Annotated in this window: 14 protein-coding genes and 1 riboswitch; of the genes, 6 read left to right on the forward strand and 8 right to left on the reverse strand. The window is 66.8% G+C overall.

Annotated elements, in window-relative coordinates; genetic code table 11:
* Positions 1 to 83 precede the first annotated feature (83 nt).
* A riboswitch (cobalamin riboswitch) is annotated at positions 84 to 298 on the forward strand.
* A 147-nt stretch (positions 299 to 445) separates the two neighbouring features.
* Positions 446 to 2710 carry a 5-methyltetrahydropteroyltriglutamate--homocysteine S-methyltransferase gene (gene metE, locus AB0L58_RS21070; protein WP_364389089.1) on the forward strand — a complete coding sequence of 755 codons (2265 nt, stop codon included), beginning with the start codon at positions 446 to 448 and terminating at the stop codon, positions 2708 to 2710.
* 362 nt (positions 2711 to 3072) lie between these two features.
* Here the strand turns inward: metE and AB0L58_RS21075 are convergent, their stop codons facing one another.
* Positions 3073 to 3459, reverse strand: coding sequence for a limonene-1,2-epoxide hydrolase family protein (locus tag AB0L58_RS21075; RefSeq protein ID WP_364389090.1), 387 nt, complete (start codon positions 3457 to 3459; stop codon positions 3073 to 3075).
* Positions 3460 to 3720: 261 nt separating this feature from the next.
* On the opposite strand from AB0L58_RS21075, the gene AB0L58_RS21080 reads away from it, so the two are divergent.
* Positions 3721 to 5142, forward strand: a complete 1422-nt coding sequence (locus tag AB0L58_RS21080) for a short-chain fatty acyl-CoA regulator family protein (protein WP_364389091.1) — start codon at positions 3721 to 3723, stop codon at positions 5140 to 5142.
* Between the two features lie 166 nt (positions 5143 to 5308).
* Here AB0L58_RS21080 and recG read toward each other — a convergent pair whose 3' ends face one another.
* Positions 5309 to 7588: an ATP-dependent DNA helicase RecG gene (gene recG, locus AB0L58_RS21085; protein ID WP_364389093.1), complete on the reverse strand. Its 2280-nt coding sequence runs from the start codon at positions 7586 to 7588 to the stop codon at positions 5309 to 5311.
* 4 nt (positions 7589 to 7592) lie between these two features.
* The gene (locus tag AB0L58_RS21090; RefSeq protein WP_364389245.1) at positions 7593 to 9755 is read right to left on the reverse strand and encodes a DAK2 domain-containing protein; all 2163 of its coding nucleotides are present in this window, start codon (positions 9753 to 9755) and stop codon (positions 7593 to 7595) included.
* Positions 9756 to 10111: 356 nt separating this feature from the next.
* On the opposite strand from AB0L58_RS21090, the gene rpmB reads away from it, so the two are divergent.
* From rpmB to AB0L58_RS21105, 3 genes are all read left to right on the forward strand, one after another.
* Entirely contained in the window at positions 10112 to 10303 is a 192-nt protein-coding gene (rpmB, locus tag AB0L58_RS21095; protein ID WP_011210730.1) for a 50S ribosomal protein L28, read from the forward strand.
* An 84-nt stretch (positions 10304 to 10387) separates the two neighbouring features.
* Positions 10388 to 10897 carry a GNAT family N-acetyltransferase gene (locus AB0L58_RS21100; RefSeq protein WP_364389094.1) on the forward strand — a complete coding sequence of 170 codons (510 nt, stop codon included), beginning with the start codon at positions 10388 to 10390 and terminating at the stop codon, positions 10895 to 10897.
* A gap of 10 nt (positions 10898 to 10907) precedes the next feature.
* On the forward strand, positions 10908 to 11690 hold the full coding sequence (locus AB0L58_RS21105) for an enoyl-CoA hydratase-related protein (RefSeq protein WP_364389095.1): 783 nt from the start codon (positions 10908 to 10910) through the stop codon (positions 11688 to 11690).
* Here AB0L58_RS21105 and AB0L58_RS21110 read toward each other — a convergent pair whose 3' ends face one another.
* From AB0L58_RS21110 to thiL, 4 genes are read right to left on the reverse strand one after another with little or no spacing between them, the layout of a single operon-like run.
* On the reverse strand, positions 11691 to 12554 hold the full coding sequence (locus tag AB0L58_RS21110) for an alpha/beta hydrolase (protein WP_364389096.1): 864 nt from the start codon (positions 12552 to 12554) through the stop codon (positions 11691 to 11693). It abuts the gene before it with no gap.
* A gap of 57 nt (positions 12555 to 12611) precedes the next feature.
* Positions 12612 to 12878: a hypothetical protein gene (locus AB0L58_RS21115; protein WP_364389098.1), complete on the reverse strand. Its 267-nt coding sequence runs from the start codon at positions 12876 to 12878 to the stop codon at positions 12612 to 12614.
* A 44-nt stretch (positions 12879 to 12922) separates the two neighbouring features.
* On the reverse strand, positions 12923 to 13606 hold the full coding sequence (locus AB0L58_RS21120) for a uracil-DNA glycosylase (RefSeq protein ID WP_364389099.1): 684 nt from the start codon (positions 13604 to 13606) through the stop codon (positions 12923 to 12925).
* 11 nt (positions 13607 to 13617) lie between these two features.
* Positions 13618 to 14733, reverse strand: a complete 1116-nt coding sequence (gene thiL / locus AB0L58_RS21125) for a thiamine-phosphate kinase (protein ID WP_364389246.1) — start codon at positions 14731 to 14733, stop codon at positions 13618 to 13620.
* Between the two features lie 177 nt (positions 14734 to 14910).
* Between thiL and AB0L58_RS21130 the strand changes: the two genes are divergently transcribed.
* Positions 14911 to 15684, forward strand: coding sequence for a DUF3515 domain-containing protein (locus tag AB0L58_RS21130; RefSeq protein ID WP_364389247.1), 774 nt, complete (start codon positions 14911 to 14913; stop codon positions 15682 to 15684).
* A gap of 57 nt (positions 15685 to 15741) precedes the next feature.
* Here AB0L58_RS21130 and AB0L58_RS21135 read toward each other — a convergent pair whose 3' ends face one another.
* Positions 15742 to 16839, reverse strand: coding sequence for a D-alanine--D-alanine ligase family protein (locus AB0L58_RS21135; protein ID WP_364389100.1), 1098 nt, complete (start codon positions 16837 to 16839; stop codon positions 15742 to 15744).
* Positions 16840 to 16863: the final 24 nt, after the last annotated feature.

The raw sequence follows: 16863 nt of genomic DNA on the forward strand, positions 1-16863 counted from the left end.
ACCGGGTTGCGCGTGTGCCTATGCTTGGTGTTGCAGCTGGTTCGCCGTGCGTTGACGAGATGGAGCCCCGACGTCGCGTTACGGAGTCGAGTTCGCGGATCGGTGCAGCCGGTGCGCGGATGAGAGGGAACCCGGTGAGAATCCGGGACTGTCCCGCAGCGGTATGCAGGAACGACCGCCGTCATCAGCACTGGGTGACCACCCGGGAAGCGACGGCCAGTAGGTGAGCCCCGTCCGGGGTCGGCCAGAAGGCCCGTGCCCGCAAGTCCGAAGACCTGCCAGCCGTGTCGGATACGCCGTATCCGGCGGCCACCGCCTCGTGGATTGGGCGCGCGGACCTCTGTGTGATTGTCGGGCTCCGTCGTTCGGTCGGTACGCCGGCACGTCACTGGGTCTCCGCTAGCTCGTAGGGCGATGGTCTTCGATCTCAGCACTGGAGAAATTCGTGACTGTTACGCATAACCCGTTCACCGCGACGGTTCTCGGTCTCCCGCGGGTGGGGCCGCACCGTGAGCTCAAGCGCGCCACCGAGTCCTACTGGGCCGGACGCATCGACGCACGGCAACTGCACGCGACCGCAAGCAACCTGCGGCGCCGCCAGTTGACCGAATTGCAAAGCGCCGGACTGGATTCCATCCCCGTCGGCACCTTCTCCTATTACGATCAGATGCTCGATACCGCCGTGCTGCTCGGCGCGCTGCCACCGCGGGTGGCCGATATCGCCGATCCGCTGGATCGCTATTTCGCGGCGGCACGCGGCACCGAAACGGTCGAACCGCTGGAGATGACCAAGTGGTTCGATACCAACTACCACTATCTCGTGCCGGAAATCGGTCCCGAGACGGTGTTCTCGCTGCATCCGTCGAAGGTGTTGGATGAGCTACGGGAGGCGCTCGCACTCGGCGTGCCCGCACGTCCGGTGGTGGTCGGGCCCATCACCTTCCTGAAGCTGGCGAAGGCGACCGGCGGTGCGGCGCTGGATCGGCTCGACGAGTTGGTGCCGCACTATCGGGAGCTGTTGCGGCTGCTGGCCACGGCGGGCGCGGAGTGGGTACAACTCGACGAGCCGGTCTTGGTCACCGATCTGACCGCTGACGAAGTCGAACTCGTACGGCGCACCTACACCGAACTGTCGGCCGCGACGGATCGCCCCGCACTGCTGGTGGCCACTTACTTCGGCAGGCCGGATACGGCGTCGAGCGCCTTGGCCGAGACCGAAATCGAAGGCATCGCACTCGATTTCACCGTTGCCGCCGAGCTCTCCGAAGCGGCCGGCGTGCCCGCGCTGGCGAACAAGCTGCTGGTGGCGGGTGTGGTCGACGGTCGAAATGTCTGGCGGGCGGACCTGGACCGGGCCTTGGCGACGCTCGGGACACTGCTGGGGGGCGCGAAATCCGTTGCGGTGTCGAGTTCCTGCTCGCTACTGCACGTGCCCTATACCTTGGCGAGCGAAACCGGCCTCGACGAGCGGCTGCGTTCGTGGTTGGCGTTCGGTGCGGAGAAGGTCGCCGAGGTGCGGCTGCTCGCGACCGCACTGAGCGCGGGACCCGAAGCGATCACCGATGAATTGGCCACAGTCCGTGCAGCTCTCGCCACCAGACGCACCGATCCTCGGTTGGACAATTCGCAGGTGCGGGCGCGGCTGGTCGCGCTCGGCCCCGATGCTACCCGACGGGCTCCCGCGGAGCAGCGACGGGCATTGCAGGCCGAGCGGCTGCGGTTGCCCTCGCTGCCGACGACGACAATCGGTTCGTACCCACAGACCTCGGCGATCCGGCTGGCGCGTGCGGCACTGCGCAACGGTGCGATCGATCAGACCGAGTACATGCGGCGGATGCGGTCCGAAATCGCGGATGTCATTGCGTTACAAGAGAAACTGGGCCTGGACGTGCTGGTGCACGGCGAGCCGGAGCGCAATGACATGGTGCAGTACTTCGCCGAACAGCTCGACGGATTCGCCGCCACCGAAGCGGGCTGGGTGCAGTCCTATGGCACCCGCTGCGTACGGCCGCCGATTCTGTTCGGCGATGTGGCGCGCCCCGAGCCGATGACCGTGGACTGGATCACCTACGCGCAATCGTTGACCGATAAGCCGGTCAAGGGCATGCTGACCGGCCCGGTCACGATTCTGGCCTGGTCGTTCGTGCGCGATGATCAACCGTTGGCGGATTCGGCACGTCAAGTGGCGCTGGCCATCCGGGACGAAACGGTCGATCTGCAGGCCGCGGGCATTCGGATCATCCAGGTCGACGAGCCCGCGCTGCGAGAGCTGCTGCCGCTGCGCGCGGCCGATCAGGGCGAATACCTGGGGTGGTCGGTCGGCGCCTTCCGATTGGCGACCTCCGGAGTCTCGGATGCCACCCAGATCCACACCCACCTCTGCTATTCGGAATTCGGTGAGGTCATCGATGCGATCGCGGGATTGGATGCCGATGTGACCTCGATCGAGGCGGCACGGTCGCACATGGAGGTGCTCGACGATTTGAATGCCGCGGGCTTCGATCTCGGCGTCGGACCAGGCGTTTACGACATCCACTCACCCCGGGTGCCAAGCGTGGAAGAGATCACGGCGTCGCTGCGGGCGGCACTGAAGGCCGTTCCCGCCGAACGGCTTTGGGTCAATCCGGACTGCGGATTGAAGACGCGTGGACCAGTCGAGGTCGAGGCGTCGTTGCGCAATCTGGTCGCGGCAGCGGCAGCGGTGCGCTGATCGGATAGCGCGCTCGCCCTCCTGAAGTCGGAGGGCGTGCGCGCTCCGTGGGTTCCCTATCCCCGAAGACCGGACAGCCCGATAGCGCGCGGTAGTCACGCGCTATCGGGCTGCGTATCAATGCGATTCGGCCCCCGGGAAGGGCCGAAGCCGACGACGCGGCGTGTATCTCTCACAACTCTCGCCATTGCGCACCATCGGCCGGATACGCGAGCGCGCGCCCAATCCCCGCCGCCAGGCCGTATGACATTCCGAGCAACGATCCATGCGTAACCCCTCCTCATACGTCGCCATCGGGATATCACCCCCGATGTCCTATTCGACGCGCGGACGACCGATTCGGTTCCGCCGATCCCCGCCGATTATTCGGCCGCGGGCTCGGCTCCGAAGGCACGGTTGATGGCGGCCATATCGAAGTAGTCGCGCCAAGCGGTGATGGCGCCGTCGGCGACTTCGAAGACGCCCACTACCGGCAGCGGCGTGTCCTTGCCCAGGCCGCGGAGGATATCGGTGCGTTCGTTCATGACGATATTTCCGGCGGCGACCTGGTGGTGGACGTCGAAATCGATGGATTCGAAGGTGGTGAGGAAACCGGCGATGAATTCCCGGATGGCGGGGCGACCATGGATGGGTTCCATCGGAATATTGTGGTAGACGGCATCTTCGGCGAAGAAGGCGCTGATCTGGTCCGGGTCGGGATCGGCCCAGCTGCGGCACATGGCGGTGACGATTTCGTCGGGGCTCGGCATTCGGTTCGCTCGCTTCCTTGCGCCGATGGGATCGGGCATATCGGTCGATTCGATCGCACCGATTACACCAAACAATCGCTTGGTTGAGGAGTGCTTACCCGAGATCAGCCGGCAACTCGGGCGGACAAAACAGGCCAACCACCCCACTTCGCACACTACGCAGGATTGATCTTCGGCAAAATCCCTTGCAACAGCAGATTTCTGCGGGCCAGAATCCTGCATTTTGCGATGATTGCAAATTGCGAGGGCTACCATCTTGCGGTGCGCAAGATGTACGCGGGCGCCCGACTAAGACGGTTGCGCGAGGAACGGCGGATGACCCAGGCGGCACTGGCGAAATCCCTGGATCTATCGCCTAGCTACCTCAATCAGCTCGAGCGCGACCAGCGACCGCTCACTATTCCGGTGCTACTCAAGCTCAACTCCACCTTCGACCTCGACGTGCAATTCTTCGCCGCCGACTCCGACGCCCGGCTGGTCTCGGATCTGCACGAGGTACTCGTCGACGCGGCGGGCGGTGACAGTGCGCCGCTGACAGAGGTGGAGGAGCTGGCAACGCGACTTCCGGAGGTATCGCGAATCGTCGTCGCGATGCATCGGCGATTACGCGCCGCGACGGATCAACTCGATCTGCTCTCCGCACGCGTGGCCGCGCCCACGGGCGCCCCCGGCGTGCCCATGCCGTACGAGGATGTGCGGGACTTCTTCTACGACCACCACAATCACATCGCCCAACTCGATCATGCGGCCGAACAACTGTTCGAGGAGTGCGGTCTGAGCATCGGGTCACTCGATAGGCAACTCGCCAGAGTGGCCGAGGAGCGCGCGGGGGTCACCGTACTGGTGCGCGGCGACGGCGCGGATCCGTCCATCCCGAAACGGCATTACGACCCGGACAGCCGCACGCTGACGCTGGCGCGGCGGCTGCGTCCCGGGCAGCGCGCATTTCAAATCGCAACCACCCTCGGATTTCTGCTGTACGGCAAGGAATTGGATGCCGTACTGGCCGAAACACCGTCGCTCACCGGCGAATCCAGGACATTGGCACGTATCGGGTTGGCCAATTACTTCGCGGGCGCGCTCGTGTTGCCGTACGGCCGCTTCCTGCGGTCGGCCGAGGAACTGCGCTACGACATCGATCTGCTCGGCCTGCGTTTCGAAGTCGGCTTCGAGACCATCTGCCACCGATTGAGCACCCTGCAGCGGCAGGGGCAGCGGGGGGTTCCGTTCTTCCTCGTCCGCACCGACCGAGCGGGCAATATCTCGAAACGCCAGTCCGCCACCGCATTCCATTTCTCTCGGGTCGGCGGCAGCTGTCCACTGTGGGTGGTGCACGAGGCCTTCGCCAATCCGGGTCGCATCCTCACCCAGATGGCTGCCATGCCCGATGGCCGCCGCTACCTCTGGATCGCCCGCACCTCGCTGGCGGGACCCCACGGATTCAGCACGGCGACAAAGGATTTCGCGATCGGTCTGGGTTGCGATATCGAATATGCCGACCGGCTGGTGTATTCGAACGGGCTACACCTGGACAGTCCGGCCGCGGCGGTGCCGATCGGCGCGGGCTGCAAGGTCTGCGAGCGGCCCTCCTGCCCACAGCGCGCCTTCCCCCAGATCGGCAGTCCACTCGCGGTCACCGAGCACCTCAGCACCGACCTTCCCTACCCCCGAGCCCTGCGCTAGCCATATCTACTGGCCGCCAACCGATCACCGCGCACCGACGCGGGCAAACTTCGGCTGCTTACCTTTGCGGCGGCCCGTCGCGCGGGCCGTGCCCGGCGGCCGTCTGAACGAAGCTGAGCCACATCGACATTCAGCGGCTCCCAAACGGGAACTCCATTCTCGACGATCAAGACTTCGCCAAGTATTCGAGGCGTTCGGTGTTCACCGCAGCATGCATCATGGTGGCGAGGCCGGGGTGGTTGTGCAGGCCAGGGTCGGATTCGACCAGTCGGCGGGCGAGATCTTGTGCGGCGGTGATGACTTCGAGGTCGTCGAGTAGCGAGAGCAGGCGCAGGGAACGGGCGGTGCCGGATTGGGCGGCGCCGAGGACGTCGCCTTCCCGGCGTTGGCGCAGGTCGAGTACGGCGAGTTCGAAGCCGTCGGTGGTGGCGGCGACGGCGTCGAGGCGGGCCATTGCGGTGCCGGTGGGGCCTGCGTCGGTGATGAGCAGGCACAGGCCGGGATGCTTGCCGCGGCCGATGCGACCGCGCAACTGATGCAGCTGGCTGACACCGAAGCGGTCCGCGTCCACGATGACCATGATGGTCGCATTCGGGACGTCGACGCCGACCTCGACGACCGTGGTGCAGACCAGCACGTCGATATCGCCGTCATTGAATGCGCGCATCATCTGGTCTTTTTCATCGGTCGGAAGTCTGCCGTGCAGCAGGCCGACCCGGACGCTCGCGAGCGGACCGGTGCGCAGCATATCGAAGACCTCGAGCGCGGCGGCCGTGGTCGGGCCTTCCTTCTCCGCTGTCTCTTTCGACTTGCCGGACTTACCGTTGCGGCCCTTGCCGTTCTCCTCGTCGTCGCCGATGCGTGAGCACACCACATAGGCCTGCCGTCCGGCGCCGACCTCCTCCAGGATCCGCTCCCAAGCACGGTCGACCCAGTTCGGATGCTGTTTGCGCGGGACCACCTTGGACACGATCGGCGAGCGGCCGCGGGGCAGCTGGGTGAGGGTGGAGGTCTCCAGATCGCCGAGGGTGGTCATGGCGATGGTGCGGGGAATCGGGGTCGCGGTCATGACCAGCAGATGCGGGCTGGCACCGGATTTCGCCTTGGCGCGCAACGCATCCCGCTGTTCGACACCGAATCTATGCTGTTCGTCGACGATCACCATGCCGAGATCGAAGAACTCCACCGCGTCCTGGATGAGCGCGTGCGTGCCGATCACGATGCCCGCTTCGCCGGTGACCGCAGCCAATAGCGCGGCCTTCTTCGCCGACGCCGACATCGAACCGGTTACCAGCACCACCTTGGTCGCATTGTCGGCGGCACCGAGTTCACCGGCGGTGCCGAGGTCGCCGAGCATCGTGCGCAGCGACCGATAGTGTTGGGCAGCAAGAACTTCCGTCGGCGCGAGCAGTGCGCACTGCTGACCGGAATCGACCACCTGCAGCATGGCATGCAGCGCGACGATGGTCTTCCCCGAACCCACCTCCCCCTGCAGTAGCCGGTGCATCGGATGGCTGCGCGCGAGATCGTCGGAGATCTCCGCGATCACCTGCTGCTGCCCCTCGGTCAGTTCGAATGGCAGGCGGGTGTCGAAAGCCGCTGCGATACCGTCGGATCGGGGTGGACAGGGCCGGGCCGCACGTGCCTCCGCATCGTGTCGCCGCTCGGCGAGCACCAGTTGCAATGCCAGCGCTTCATCGAAACGCAAACGCTGCCTGGCCTGTTCGATATCGGACTTGTGTTCGGGCAGGTGGATCAGGCGCAATGCGTCGGAGACCTTCATCAGCCCGCGGTCCTCGCGCAGGTCACCGGGCAGCGGATCGTCGATCGGGTCGAGTTGGTCGAGTACCTGCCGGACACATGCGAGCAGATCCCAGCTCTGCACCTTCGCGGTCGCCGGGTATACCGGGATGTATTCCCGTTCGAAGAACGAGACATCCACTCCTTCTTTACCTTTTGCGCTCTGCGCCAATCCGCGCAGGGCACCGCCGCCGCGCACCGAGGTGAGGTTCTCTATCGAACCCTCTTCCTTCTCGGGCAGGATCAGATAATCCGGATGCGAAAGGTTCCAGCGATCCGGGCGCCACCAGTGCACCGTGCCCGACATCATGGCCCGGACCCCTTCGCGGACAAGGTAACTCACCTTGTCGCCATTGAAGAAGGTGATGTCGATCGGAGCGACCGAACCGGTATCGAGGGCGACCTTCAGCAATCGGCCCCTGCGGTTCTTCATCGGGCGCAGTTCGGTTTTCGTCACCCGGCCGATGACCGTGATATGCGCGCCCTCCTCCGGCTGCTCCTGGGTGAGCGGCTGGCCCTGGGTGGCATAGCGCAATGGATAGTGCCGCAACAGATCCTCGACAGTGTGCATGTCGAAGGCGTCGGCGAGCGGCTCGGCCGCCTTCACGCCGAGCAGGTGGTCCAGCCGATCGCTGAGTGTCGCCATATCCCTATTCCACCCCTATCTGCACCAGATCCGCTTGCTGCCCACCGGAATACACACTCACCTCGACACCGGGAAAGCCGTTCGCGATATGCGCGGCCAGTTCGTCCGCGAGTTCGGCGGGTGCCGCCGCACCCATGAGCAGGGTGACCAGCTCACCGCCGAAGCCGAGCATCCGGTCGAGCAGGGTCCGGGCCGCGGTCGGCACATCTCGATCGATCACCACGACATCGTGACCGACCAGACCGAGCCCATCACCGGCCTCACAGGTGCCGACCATGGTGAGCGCCCGCTCTGTCGCGGCATGCACAGATCCCCAGCGGGTCGCGGCCGCCGCCTCCGACATCGCGAACGCATCGTCCACCGCGATCCGGCCGCAATCGTGCACCGCCAGCGCCGCCAAACCCTGCACCATGGACCCGCTCGGCAACAACAACACGTCCCGGTGCGCGTCACGAGCCGCAACACCGACCGCGACCAATTCGTGCGCGGGCAGCGCACCGTTCGGCAACACCAACACCTCCCGATTCGGCAGCCGTCGAATCGCCGCGAGCAGAGCGGCGCTGGTCACGATCCCGTCACCGCCGAGCACCACCGCACCCCCGGCCTCGAACAGCACCGCCGCCCCATCCCCCGAAGCAACAGCCAGCACCGCACGGTCCGCGGGGCCATCGTGATCAGATCCGGGGTATGCGGTCGCACCCGATCCGGTTGCGGCCACGAGAGTTTCGGCACGCGCGGTCGCGTCGGCGCGTGCGGCACCACCAGGCTGCGCGGCGATATCAGGGCGATCCACCACGCCGGCCGAGGCGAGATCGCGGCGGCCGCTGACATCGGCACGCGCTGGCGGGACCACACGCGCGCCACCAGCCCGCCCGTCGACATCGGTGCGATTCACACCGTCGGCCTGGGCTCGATCGCGGCGGCCGCCGGCATCAGCGCGCGCGGAGGGGGCCACAGGCCCACCAACGGGGGCACCGGCACGACCAGAAACGTCGGCCGAGGCTTCGTCGGAATGCCCGTCGACCTCCGCGCGACCAGCGCTGTCGGTGCCCGCGGCTATGCCGCTGAACGCGGTCGCGTCGGGATACGCGGGGGTTGGGCGGGCGGTGATGGTGAAGCTTTCGATGCGGATGGCGCTGAGGGTGCCAGTGGCAATGCCTGCTTCTACGGCGGCGCCGGCGTCGGCGCAGTGGACGTGGGCGGACCAGGAGCCCGCGCCGTCACCGACGACCACGACGGAGTCGCCGAGGTCGGCGAGGCGGTCGCGGAGTCGCGCGATCCGCTGGTCGTCGGTGTCGGACAGGAGGTACATCACCTCGAAGTGGGGTTCGGCGCTGTTCAGCGGTCCGGCACAGCTGCCGTGCGGTTCGGCATCGGCTCGCGGTACGGAGTCGGCGTGCGCCGCTGCGGTGGCACGATCAACACCTGCCCGGTCGCCAACGAATGCGAATTCGCCGGGCGCGTATTCCGGCCGAGCGGGTATCTCACCGAGGGTGACCGCGACCAGACTGTCGAGCAGCACCACCAACCCGCGCGCACCCGCATCGACCACCCCCGCCTCGCGCAGCACGCCGAGTTGGGCGGGCGTATCACCGAGCGCCACGGCGGCACCGTCGGCCGCGGCCACCGCCACCGCGGCCACCGCAGATTCCGGACAGGCCGCGGCGGATTCGGCTGCCCGCTCCAGGACGGTCAGGATGGTTCCCTCGACCGGCACACTCAGCGATGCCCGCACCAGCACCGATGCCGTGGCCAGCGCGTCACGCAACGTCTGCGCCGTCAGCGGCCCGCCGCGCGCCGCTTCGGCAATCCCCCGCAACACCTGCGACAGGATGATTCCGGAGTTCCCACGCGCACCGAGCGTCGCCCCGCGCGCCATCGCCGCGGCCGCATCGTGCGTCGAGAGCGATTCGCGCGGTTCGCGATGCCCGTCCCCACGCGTCGAGGTCAGCGCGGCCTCTGCGGCCTGCACCGCCGCTCGCATGGTCGCGAGCATGTTGGTACCCGTGTCGGCATCGGCGATGGGGAAGACATTGAGTGCGTTGATCTCCGCGCGCCGCTGCTGCAGGCCTTCGAGGCAGATTCGGCCCCAGCGCAGTAGGGCCGGGCCGTTCAGTTCATTCGGCTCGGTAACGGCAGGCAGTCCCGCGTCCGGGCCGTCGCCCATCATGTCCCGCAATCCGGGCACCGCCACCTCTCTCCGCGATCGTCCACACCGCCACCCGCAGCCAAGTAGCTGCTGGCAGATCGCTCGAAAGGATCTGCCGCCGTTGGCCAGGTTAGCCGGCGATACCGACAGTGGATCGGCGACACCGATGCACTACCATCGGAAGTGCCCGAGGGGCGTCATGCCATGACCCGGTTTGGCGGATCAGGGCGCCGCCAGCTACCCTTGCAGGGTTGCCTAGCGCGGCCGAGAGGGTTTGCGCTGGCCGACATCAGTCGGCAGGGCATTAAGACATTGTTTCCGGACATGCCGCCGATGCGCGGCCGTCCCCACATGACATGAAGGAGTTCGCGACTATGGCTGCCGTCTGCGACGTTTGCGCCAAGGGCCCCGGCTTCGGGAAGTCGGTCTCGCACTCGCACCGGCGTACCAACCGTCGTTGGAACCCGAACATCCAGACCGTGCGCGCACAGGTCGCGCCGGGCAACACCCGCCGCATGAATGTGTGCACCTCCTGCCTGAAGGCGGGCAAGGTCGTTCGCGGCTGATTTCCCAGAGACCGACACACGCCCCGACACCACCAGGTGCTCGGGGCGTAGTCATCTGCGGACCTCTCGGCAACGATGGTCCGCATGACCCAGCCAGCCTGGCGCATAGCCCCACTCGCCGCCGAACACGTCCACAGCCTGGCCGAATGCCATATCGCCTGCTGGCGTGAGGCCTATCGCGGCCTGGTCCCCGATCACATACTGGATGCGTTCGACGTCGAGCACCGCGCGGAGCGATGGGAACGCATCCGAGTCCGTTACCCGCGGAGCACCTGCGTCGCCCTCGTCGACGACGAGGTAATCGGTTTCGCGAGTTCGGGCCCGCCACGCGACGAATCTCCGGTCACCCCAAACGAACTCAATGCCCTCTACGTCCGTGCCGCCTGGTACGGCACCGGCGTCGCCGACGACCTCATCCGCGCCGCCATCGCCCCCGACGTAGCGTGCTCGCTTTGGGTCTTCGAGCAGAACCCACGCGCCCAGTCCTTTTACCGCAAACACGGCTTCGAACTGGACGGCACCCGTCGCATCGAGGCCTTCACCCCCGCCGTCGAGGTCCGGATGGTGCGCCGCTGCCCGAAAGGCGGCAGCTAGTGTGCTGGCCATGACTTCCACGCACACCGAGTACGTCACCGTCGTCGACGGCGTACTACAGATCACCATCTCGACCGCCGCGAACGGCACGTCCCTGGACTTCGCCGGCATCAACGCGGGCACCAAGGCATTGCGGTCGGCGGGCCGCGAGATCGGGGCCGTGCTGCTGACGGGCGCCGGATCGAACTTCTCCGCAGGCGGCAATGTGCGCGGTTTCGCGGCGGCCGAGGATCGGGCCGGTCATATCTTCGGCCTCGCGACGGATCTGCACAATTTCGTGCGGGCCCTCGACGAGGCCATCGCGCCCGTCGTCGCGGGGGTACAGGGATGGGCAGCCGGAGCCGGGATGAGCCTGGCGTGCGCGGCGGATATCGCGATCGGCGGGCCGAGCACCAAGCTGCGTCCGGCATATCCGGGCATCGGGCTGAGCCCGGACGGCGGCATGTCGTGGACGCTGCCGCGGATCGTCGGCGCCGGACGCGCCCGCGAAATCCTGCTCACCGACGCGATTCTCGATGCCGAGACCGCGGTGCGCCTCGGCATTCTGAGCCGACTCGTCGACGACGAGCAAGTGCGCGACGAGGCAATGAATGTGGCCCGAACCCTCGCCGCCGGACCGCGATCCGCCTACGCGAGCATCAAATCGCTACTGGCACGGTCGAATTCGTCGACGTTGAGCGACCAGCTCGACTACGAGCGCGATGCGATCAGCGCGGCGGCGAACAGCCCGGCCGGGCGCGAGGGCGTGGACGCCTTCGTCGAGAAGCGCAAGCCCGACTACCAGAACCGGTAGTCAGCCGCGCACCTGGAGCACGAATTTCGCGACCGCGTCGGTGAACGAATCATTGTCGTCACCGGCCGCGGTATGTGCCGCACCACCGATCTCGACCAGCTGTGCATGCGGCACCAATGCCTGGAATTCCGCGGCGCCCTCCGGCGACACCACATCGGACTGCATGCCGCGCACCAGCAGCACGGGCATGGTGAGGGCGCCCGCGGCGGCCTCCATCTCCTGGACCATTTCGCTCGGATCCTCGACGCGGTGGGCGAGCATATCCGGATCCCAGTGCCAGTACCAGCGGCCGTCGCGCTGGCGCAGATTGCGCAGCAGGCCGTCGGTGTTCTTGGGCCGTGGCCGATGCGGCATATATTCCGCGACGGCGTCGGCGGCCTGCTCGAGGCTGTCGAAGCCGTCGCGATATTTGCCGAGGAAATCGATCACCCGCGCCACACCGGCGGGTTCGGGGCGGGTGACGATATCGACGAGCACCAGGGCGGTGATCGCCGTGCCACCCGGATGCGCGGTGGTGAGCAGCCCGGTGATCCCGCCCATGCTCGCACCGACCACGACCGCGGGGGCAGCCAGCTGTTCGAGGACCGCGACGAGGTCCTCGACCATCGTGGCGCGCCGGTAATCGGCGTGCGGCGACCACGCGCTGTCGCCGTGGCCGCGCGCGTCGAGCGTGACGACCCGCATCCCGGCGGCGGCCAGCTTCGCACCGGTCTGCTTCCACGAGTGTCTGGTCTGACCGCCACCGTGCAGAAACAGGACGAGCGGGCCGTCCGCCGGGCCGAACTGGTCGGCGGCCAGCTCGATCCCATCGGAACCGCGTAGCCGCAGCCGGATGGGATCGAGAAGGTTGTTCGCATTACTCACGATCCGAGGATCGCACAGTTACCGCTGGGGCTCACGTGAGCCCCGGTCAACGAGACCTCAGCAGTCCCACTTGCCCTGCGCGCTGATGGTGTTCTGCAGCAGGCACGCGACCTTGGCATTCACCGAGGACGAGATGGTCGAGGAGCCATTGGAGGTGAATTCCTCGCCGACCGGAGCGGCGGTGGTGGGCGCGGAGGTATCCGCGGCGGACTCGAGCGGCAACCCGGCCGCATTCGCCGCCGCACTGCCGCCGGCCAGGGCCGCGCACAGGGCCAGCGTGGCGGTGGTGCCGCGCAGTGCGCCGCGAACGGTCTTATTCTGCATGAAATTGTGCTCCTCTACTGTGATTTAACCTCGACGCCCGAGATCTAGGGCAGGCGCCAGTCAACAGGTTCGGCACCCAGTTCGTCGAGTAGTTCATTCACTCGTGAGAAGGGTCGCGAACCAAAAAAACCGCGCGAGGCCGACAGTGGTGACGGGTGCACGGATTCGATATAGGGCACCTCGGCCGCGGCGAGCTGCGGCTTCAGTGTCTGCGCGTCACGACCCCACAGGATCGCGACCAGCGGCTCATCCCTGGCCACCAGCGCGCCGATCGCCTGATCGGTCACCGCTTCCCAGCCCTTGCCGCGGTGCGAGGCGGGCTGTCCCGGCGAAACCGTCAGAACTCGGTTCAGCAACAGCACGCCCTGATCCGACCACGGGCTCAGATCGCCATTGGACGGTGTCTGGTGACCGAGATCCTTGCTGTATTCGGCGAAGATATTGGCGAGGCTGCGCGGCACCGGCGAAACATCCGGGGCGACAGAGAAACTCAGGCCCATCGGATGTCCGGGCGTCGGATACGGGTCCTGGCCGACGATGAGCACGCGCACCGCATCGAACGGCCGCTGGAAGGCGCGCAGCACATTCTCACCGGCCGGTAGATAACCGCGGCCCGCCGCATTCTCCGCGCGCAGGAATTCACCCATTGCCGAGATCTGTGCCGCAACCGGTTCGAGAGCCTTCGCCCAACCCGGATCCATTATTTCCGTCAGTGGTTTCGCGCCCATGACCGCACAACCTATCGTGGCTCGGGCTCGGATGCCGAGTCCACCCCGCTGAACGATTCCCAGCCCCCACTGCCCGGCTGCCGCACGCCGTCGACGGTGACGCCCTGACCTGCCAGCACCCGTCCGATCGGCACCCACCCGGGCGGCAGTTCCCGCTGCCAGGGCCACGTTCCGACGAAGGCATGATCCTCACCACCGGTCAGAATCCATTGCGCCGCATCGGCATCCAGACGCCGCGCGATTGTCGTCAGCGCCGGATCGCGCAATGTCTTCGAGTGGATATCGATCGCGACTCCGGATGCCTCGGCGATATGGCCCAGATCCGCGAGCAGTCCGTCCGAGATATCGGTGAGCGCGGTAGGTATCGCGGGCCATTCGGAAGCAGATCCGATGATGCCTTCCGATCCGAACTGCGCCGCATTCGACTGTTCCGACACCCCGATGTGCTCCGAATCCAGTACCCCTTGCGCGGGGGACGCACCCGAGTTGTCCACCTCGGCAGCGGAATCGGCGACCACGGCGAGCACCGCCGAATAGGGCGGCTGTGGGACCCGATGGGCCGCAAGCACTTCGGCGAAGAATTCGTCTGCCGGATCGAGTCCGGCAGTCAGCACCGCCAACCCAGCGGCGGACCAACCGAGGCGACCCACCACCGCGACCGTATCCCCCACGCGCGCACCGGCTCTGGTGATCGGCGCGCGGCCGTCCAGGTCACCGAAGGCGGTGACCGAGATGACCAGCTGCGGACTGCGCACCACATCGCCACCCGCGATGGAGCCACCCGCGCGGCGCGCCTCGGCCCACATCCCATCGGTGAGCCGATCCACCAGCTCGAGCGGCGTATCGGCCGGACAGCCGAGCGCCACCACGAATGCGGTCGGTACCGCACCCATGGCGACCACATCCGCGGCGTTCTGCGCGATCGCCTTGCGCCCGATATCGCGCGGACCGGACCAGTCGAGCCGGAAATGTCGATCCTGGACCAGCATGTCGGTGGTGACCACGAACCGGCCGTCCGGCGCGGCCACCACGGCGGCGTCGTCACCTGGGCCGAGCAGCACGCCGGGCGCCTGTACCCGCCCCGTGTTGATCCGCTCGATCAGTGCGAACTCCCCCAGTTCACGCACTGTCTTCGGCCGTGTGCCCTCGCTGATGACCTGGTCCCTTCCCGGCGTCGTGCTGGCTGAAATCGCACCGAGGGTACCCTTTCCAGGGCAATCGAGTACTACCAGGCCGGTGCGCGGCATCCATCTCCCAGGTGACCGGGCCCCACCAGCGCGAACAGGAAGGAAGGATCGGTGAGCATGGCGGCGGAGTCGTCGGAGGCCGAGCGATCGAAGGACGCGGAGCCGTCGAGCAGGACGGCCGATTCGGCTGCGGACAGCGCTGCGGCCGAAGCCACGCCCACTGCCGATCGCAGCGAAGCCGAGAGCACTCCCTCAGCCGCCGCCGCCCGTCCCGCAACAGCCTCAACCGGTGCCGCCGATGCCGAGCCTTCGAGCTCAGACAGCACCGAACCCACCGGCGAGCCCCCAGTCGAACCCGGCGGTTACCCACCCGCGCTGATCGCGACCGCGGTCGCACTCCCGGTCGTGCTGATCGTCGCCGTGCTGGTCGCCGCGGTGCTGGCCCGCCGCGCGCCGACCGAACGCGAACCTCTGGTCCTCGGTCCGGTTCCCGCACCCGCCGCGGACGGACCCGCATGCACCGCGCTGCTGCCCGCATTGCCGGTCGATCTCGGCGACTACTCCAAATCCACACTGGTGGAACCGGCGCCCCCCGCGACCCGCGCCTGGCAGCGCAAAGACGGCGGGGCCGCCATCGTGCTGCGCTGCGGTTTGGAGCGGCCGTTGGAGTTCAATCGCGCCTCACCATTGCAGATCGTCAATGGTGTGCAGTGGTTCGAGGTCCGTGATGCGACCGCGAAGGCGAGCACCTGGTTCGCCGTCGATCGCGCCACCTATATCGCGCTGACCGTTCCCGACGGCTCCGGACCGACTCCGTTACAAGGAGTTTCGGACACGATCACCGCGAACCTGCCCGCTCAGCCGATCGATCCAGGTCCACTGCCGAATTGATCGACGGCGGGCCGAAGCGCACCGAAAGCACGGTCCGCGTGTCCGGAGCGAGTACAGCTAGCGCAGCCCGGTCCCTCGGGTCAACGCCGTCTCGATCAATGTGGAAACCAATGTCCGGTAATCGATTCCGGTCGCTTCCCACATCCGCGGATACATGGAAATCGATGTGAATCCGGGCATCGTATTGATCTCGTTGATCACCGGGCCCTGCGCCGTGACGAAGAAGTCCACCCGCGCCAACCCTTGGCAGTCGAGCGCTTTGAACGCACGCACCGCGAGCTCTCTTATGTTGTCGGATACTTCGTCGTCCAGCTTCGCCGGAACATCGAATTCGCAGACATCGTCGAGGTATTTGGTGTCGAAGTCGTAGAACTCCGGTGCCGCCGCATCGGCCTCCGGCATCCGGATCTCGGCGACCACGCTGGCGGCCACCCGACCATCCGAGAATTCCAGTACGCCACATTCGACTTCGCGTCCGACAATGCCCGCCTCCACGATCACCTTCGGATCGTGTTCGCGCGCTGTCGCGATCGCCGCGTCCAGTTCGCGCCAGTCGGTGACCTTGGTGATGCCGATCGAGGAACCACCGCGCGCCGGTTTGACGAAAACCGGCAGGCCGAGCAGCGCCCGATCGTCCGCACCGAGGGTGTCGGTCCCGCGCCGCAGCACCACCTGGCGGCCGATCGGCAGTCCCTCCGCGGCCAGCAGCTTCTTGGTGAATTCCTTATCCATGCCCGCCGCACTGGCCAGCACGCCCGGCCCGACATAGGGCACCCCGGCGAGTTCGAGCATGCCCTGCAGCGTGCCGTCCTCCCCGAACGGGCCGTGCAGGATCGGGAACACCACATCCACCGACCCCAGTGCCGCACCCGGATCATCGAGCGCGACCAACGACCCGGACCGGCTCGGATCGGCGGCCAACGTGAGCGCGGTGCCGCTGCTGTCGACCGCGGGCAGCGCATTGTCCTTGAACCCGAGCGCCGCCACCTCGGACCCACCGAGCACCCAGGCACCGTCGATGGTGATGCCGATGGGCACGGCCTCGTACTTTTCCGGATCGAGGTTGCGCAGCACGCTACCGGCCGACACACACGAGACGGCGTGCTCGTTACTGCGCCCGCCGAACACCACAGCAACCCTGATCCGGTTCGTCATGCACCGAACCGTACCCGTTTTGGA

It is taken from the genome of Nocardia sp. NPDC052112, assembly GCF_040680135.1.
In the GTDB taxonomy this organism is placed as follows: Bacteria; Actinomycetota; Actinomycetes; order Mycobacteriales; family Mycobacteriaceae; genus Nocardia.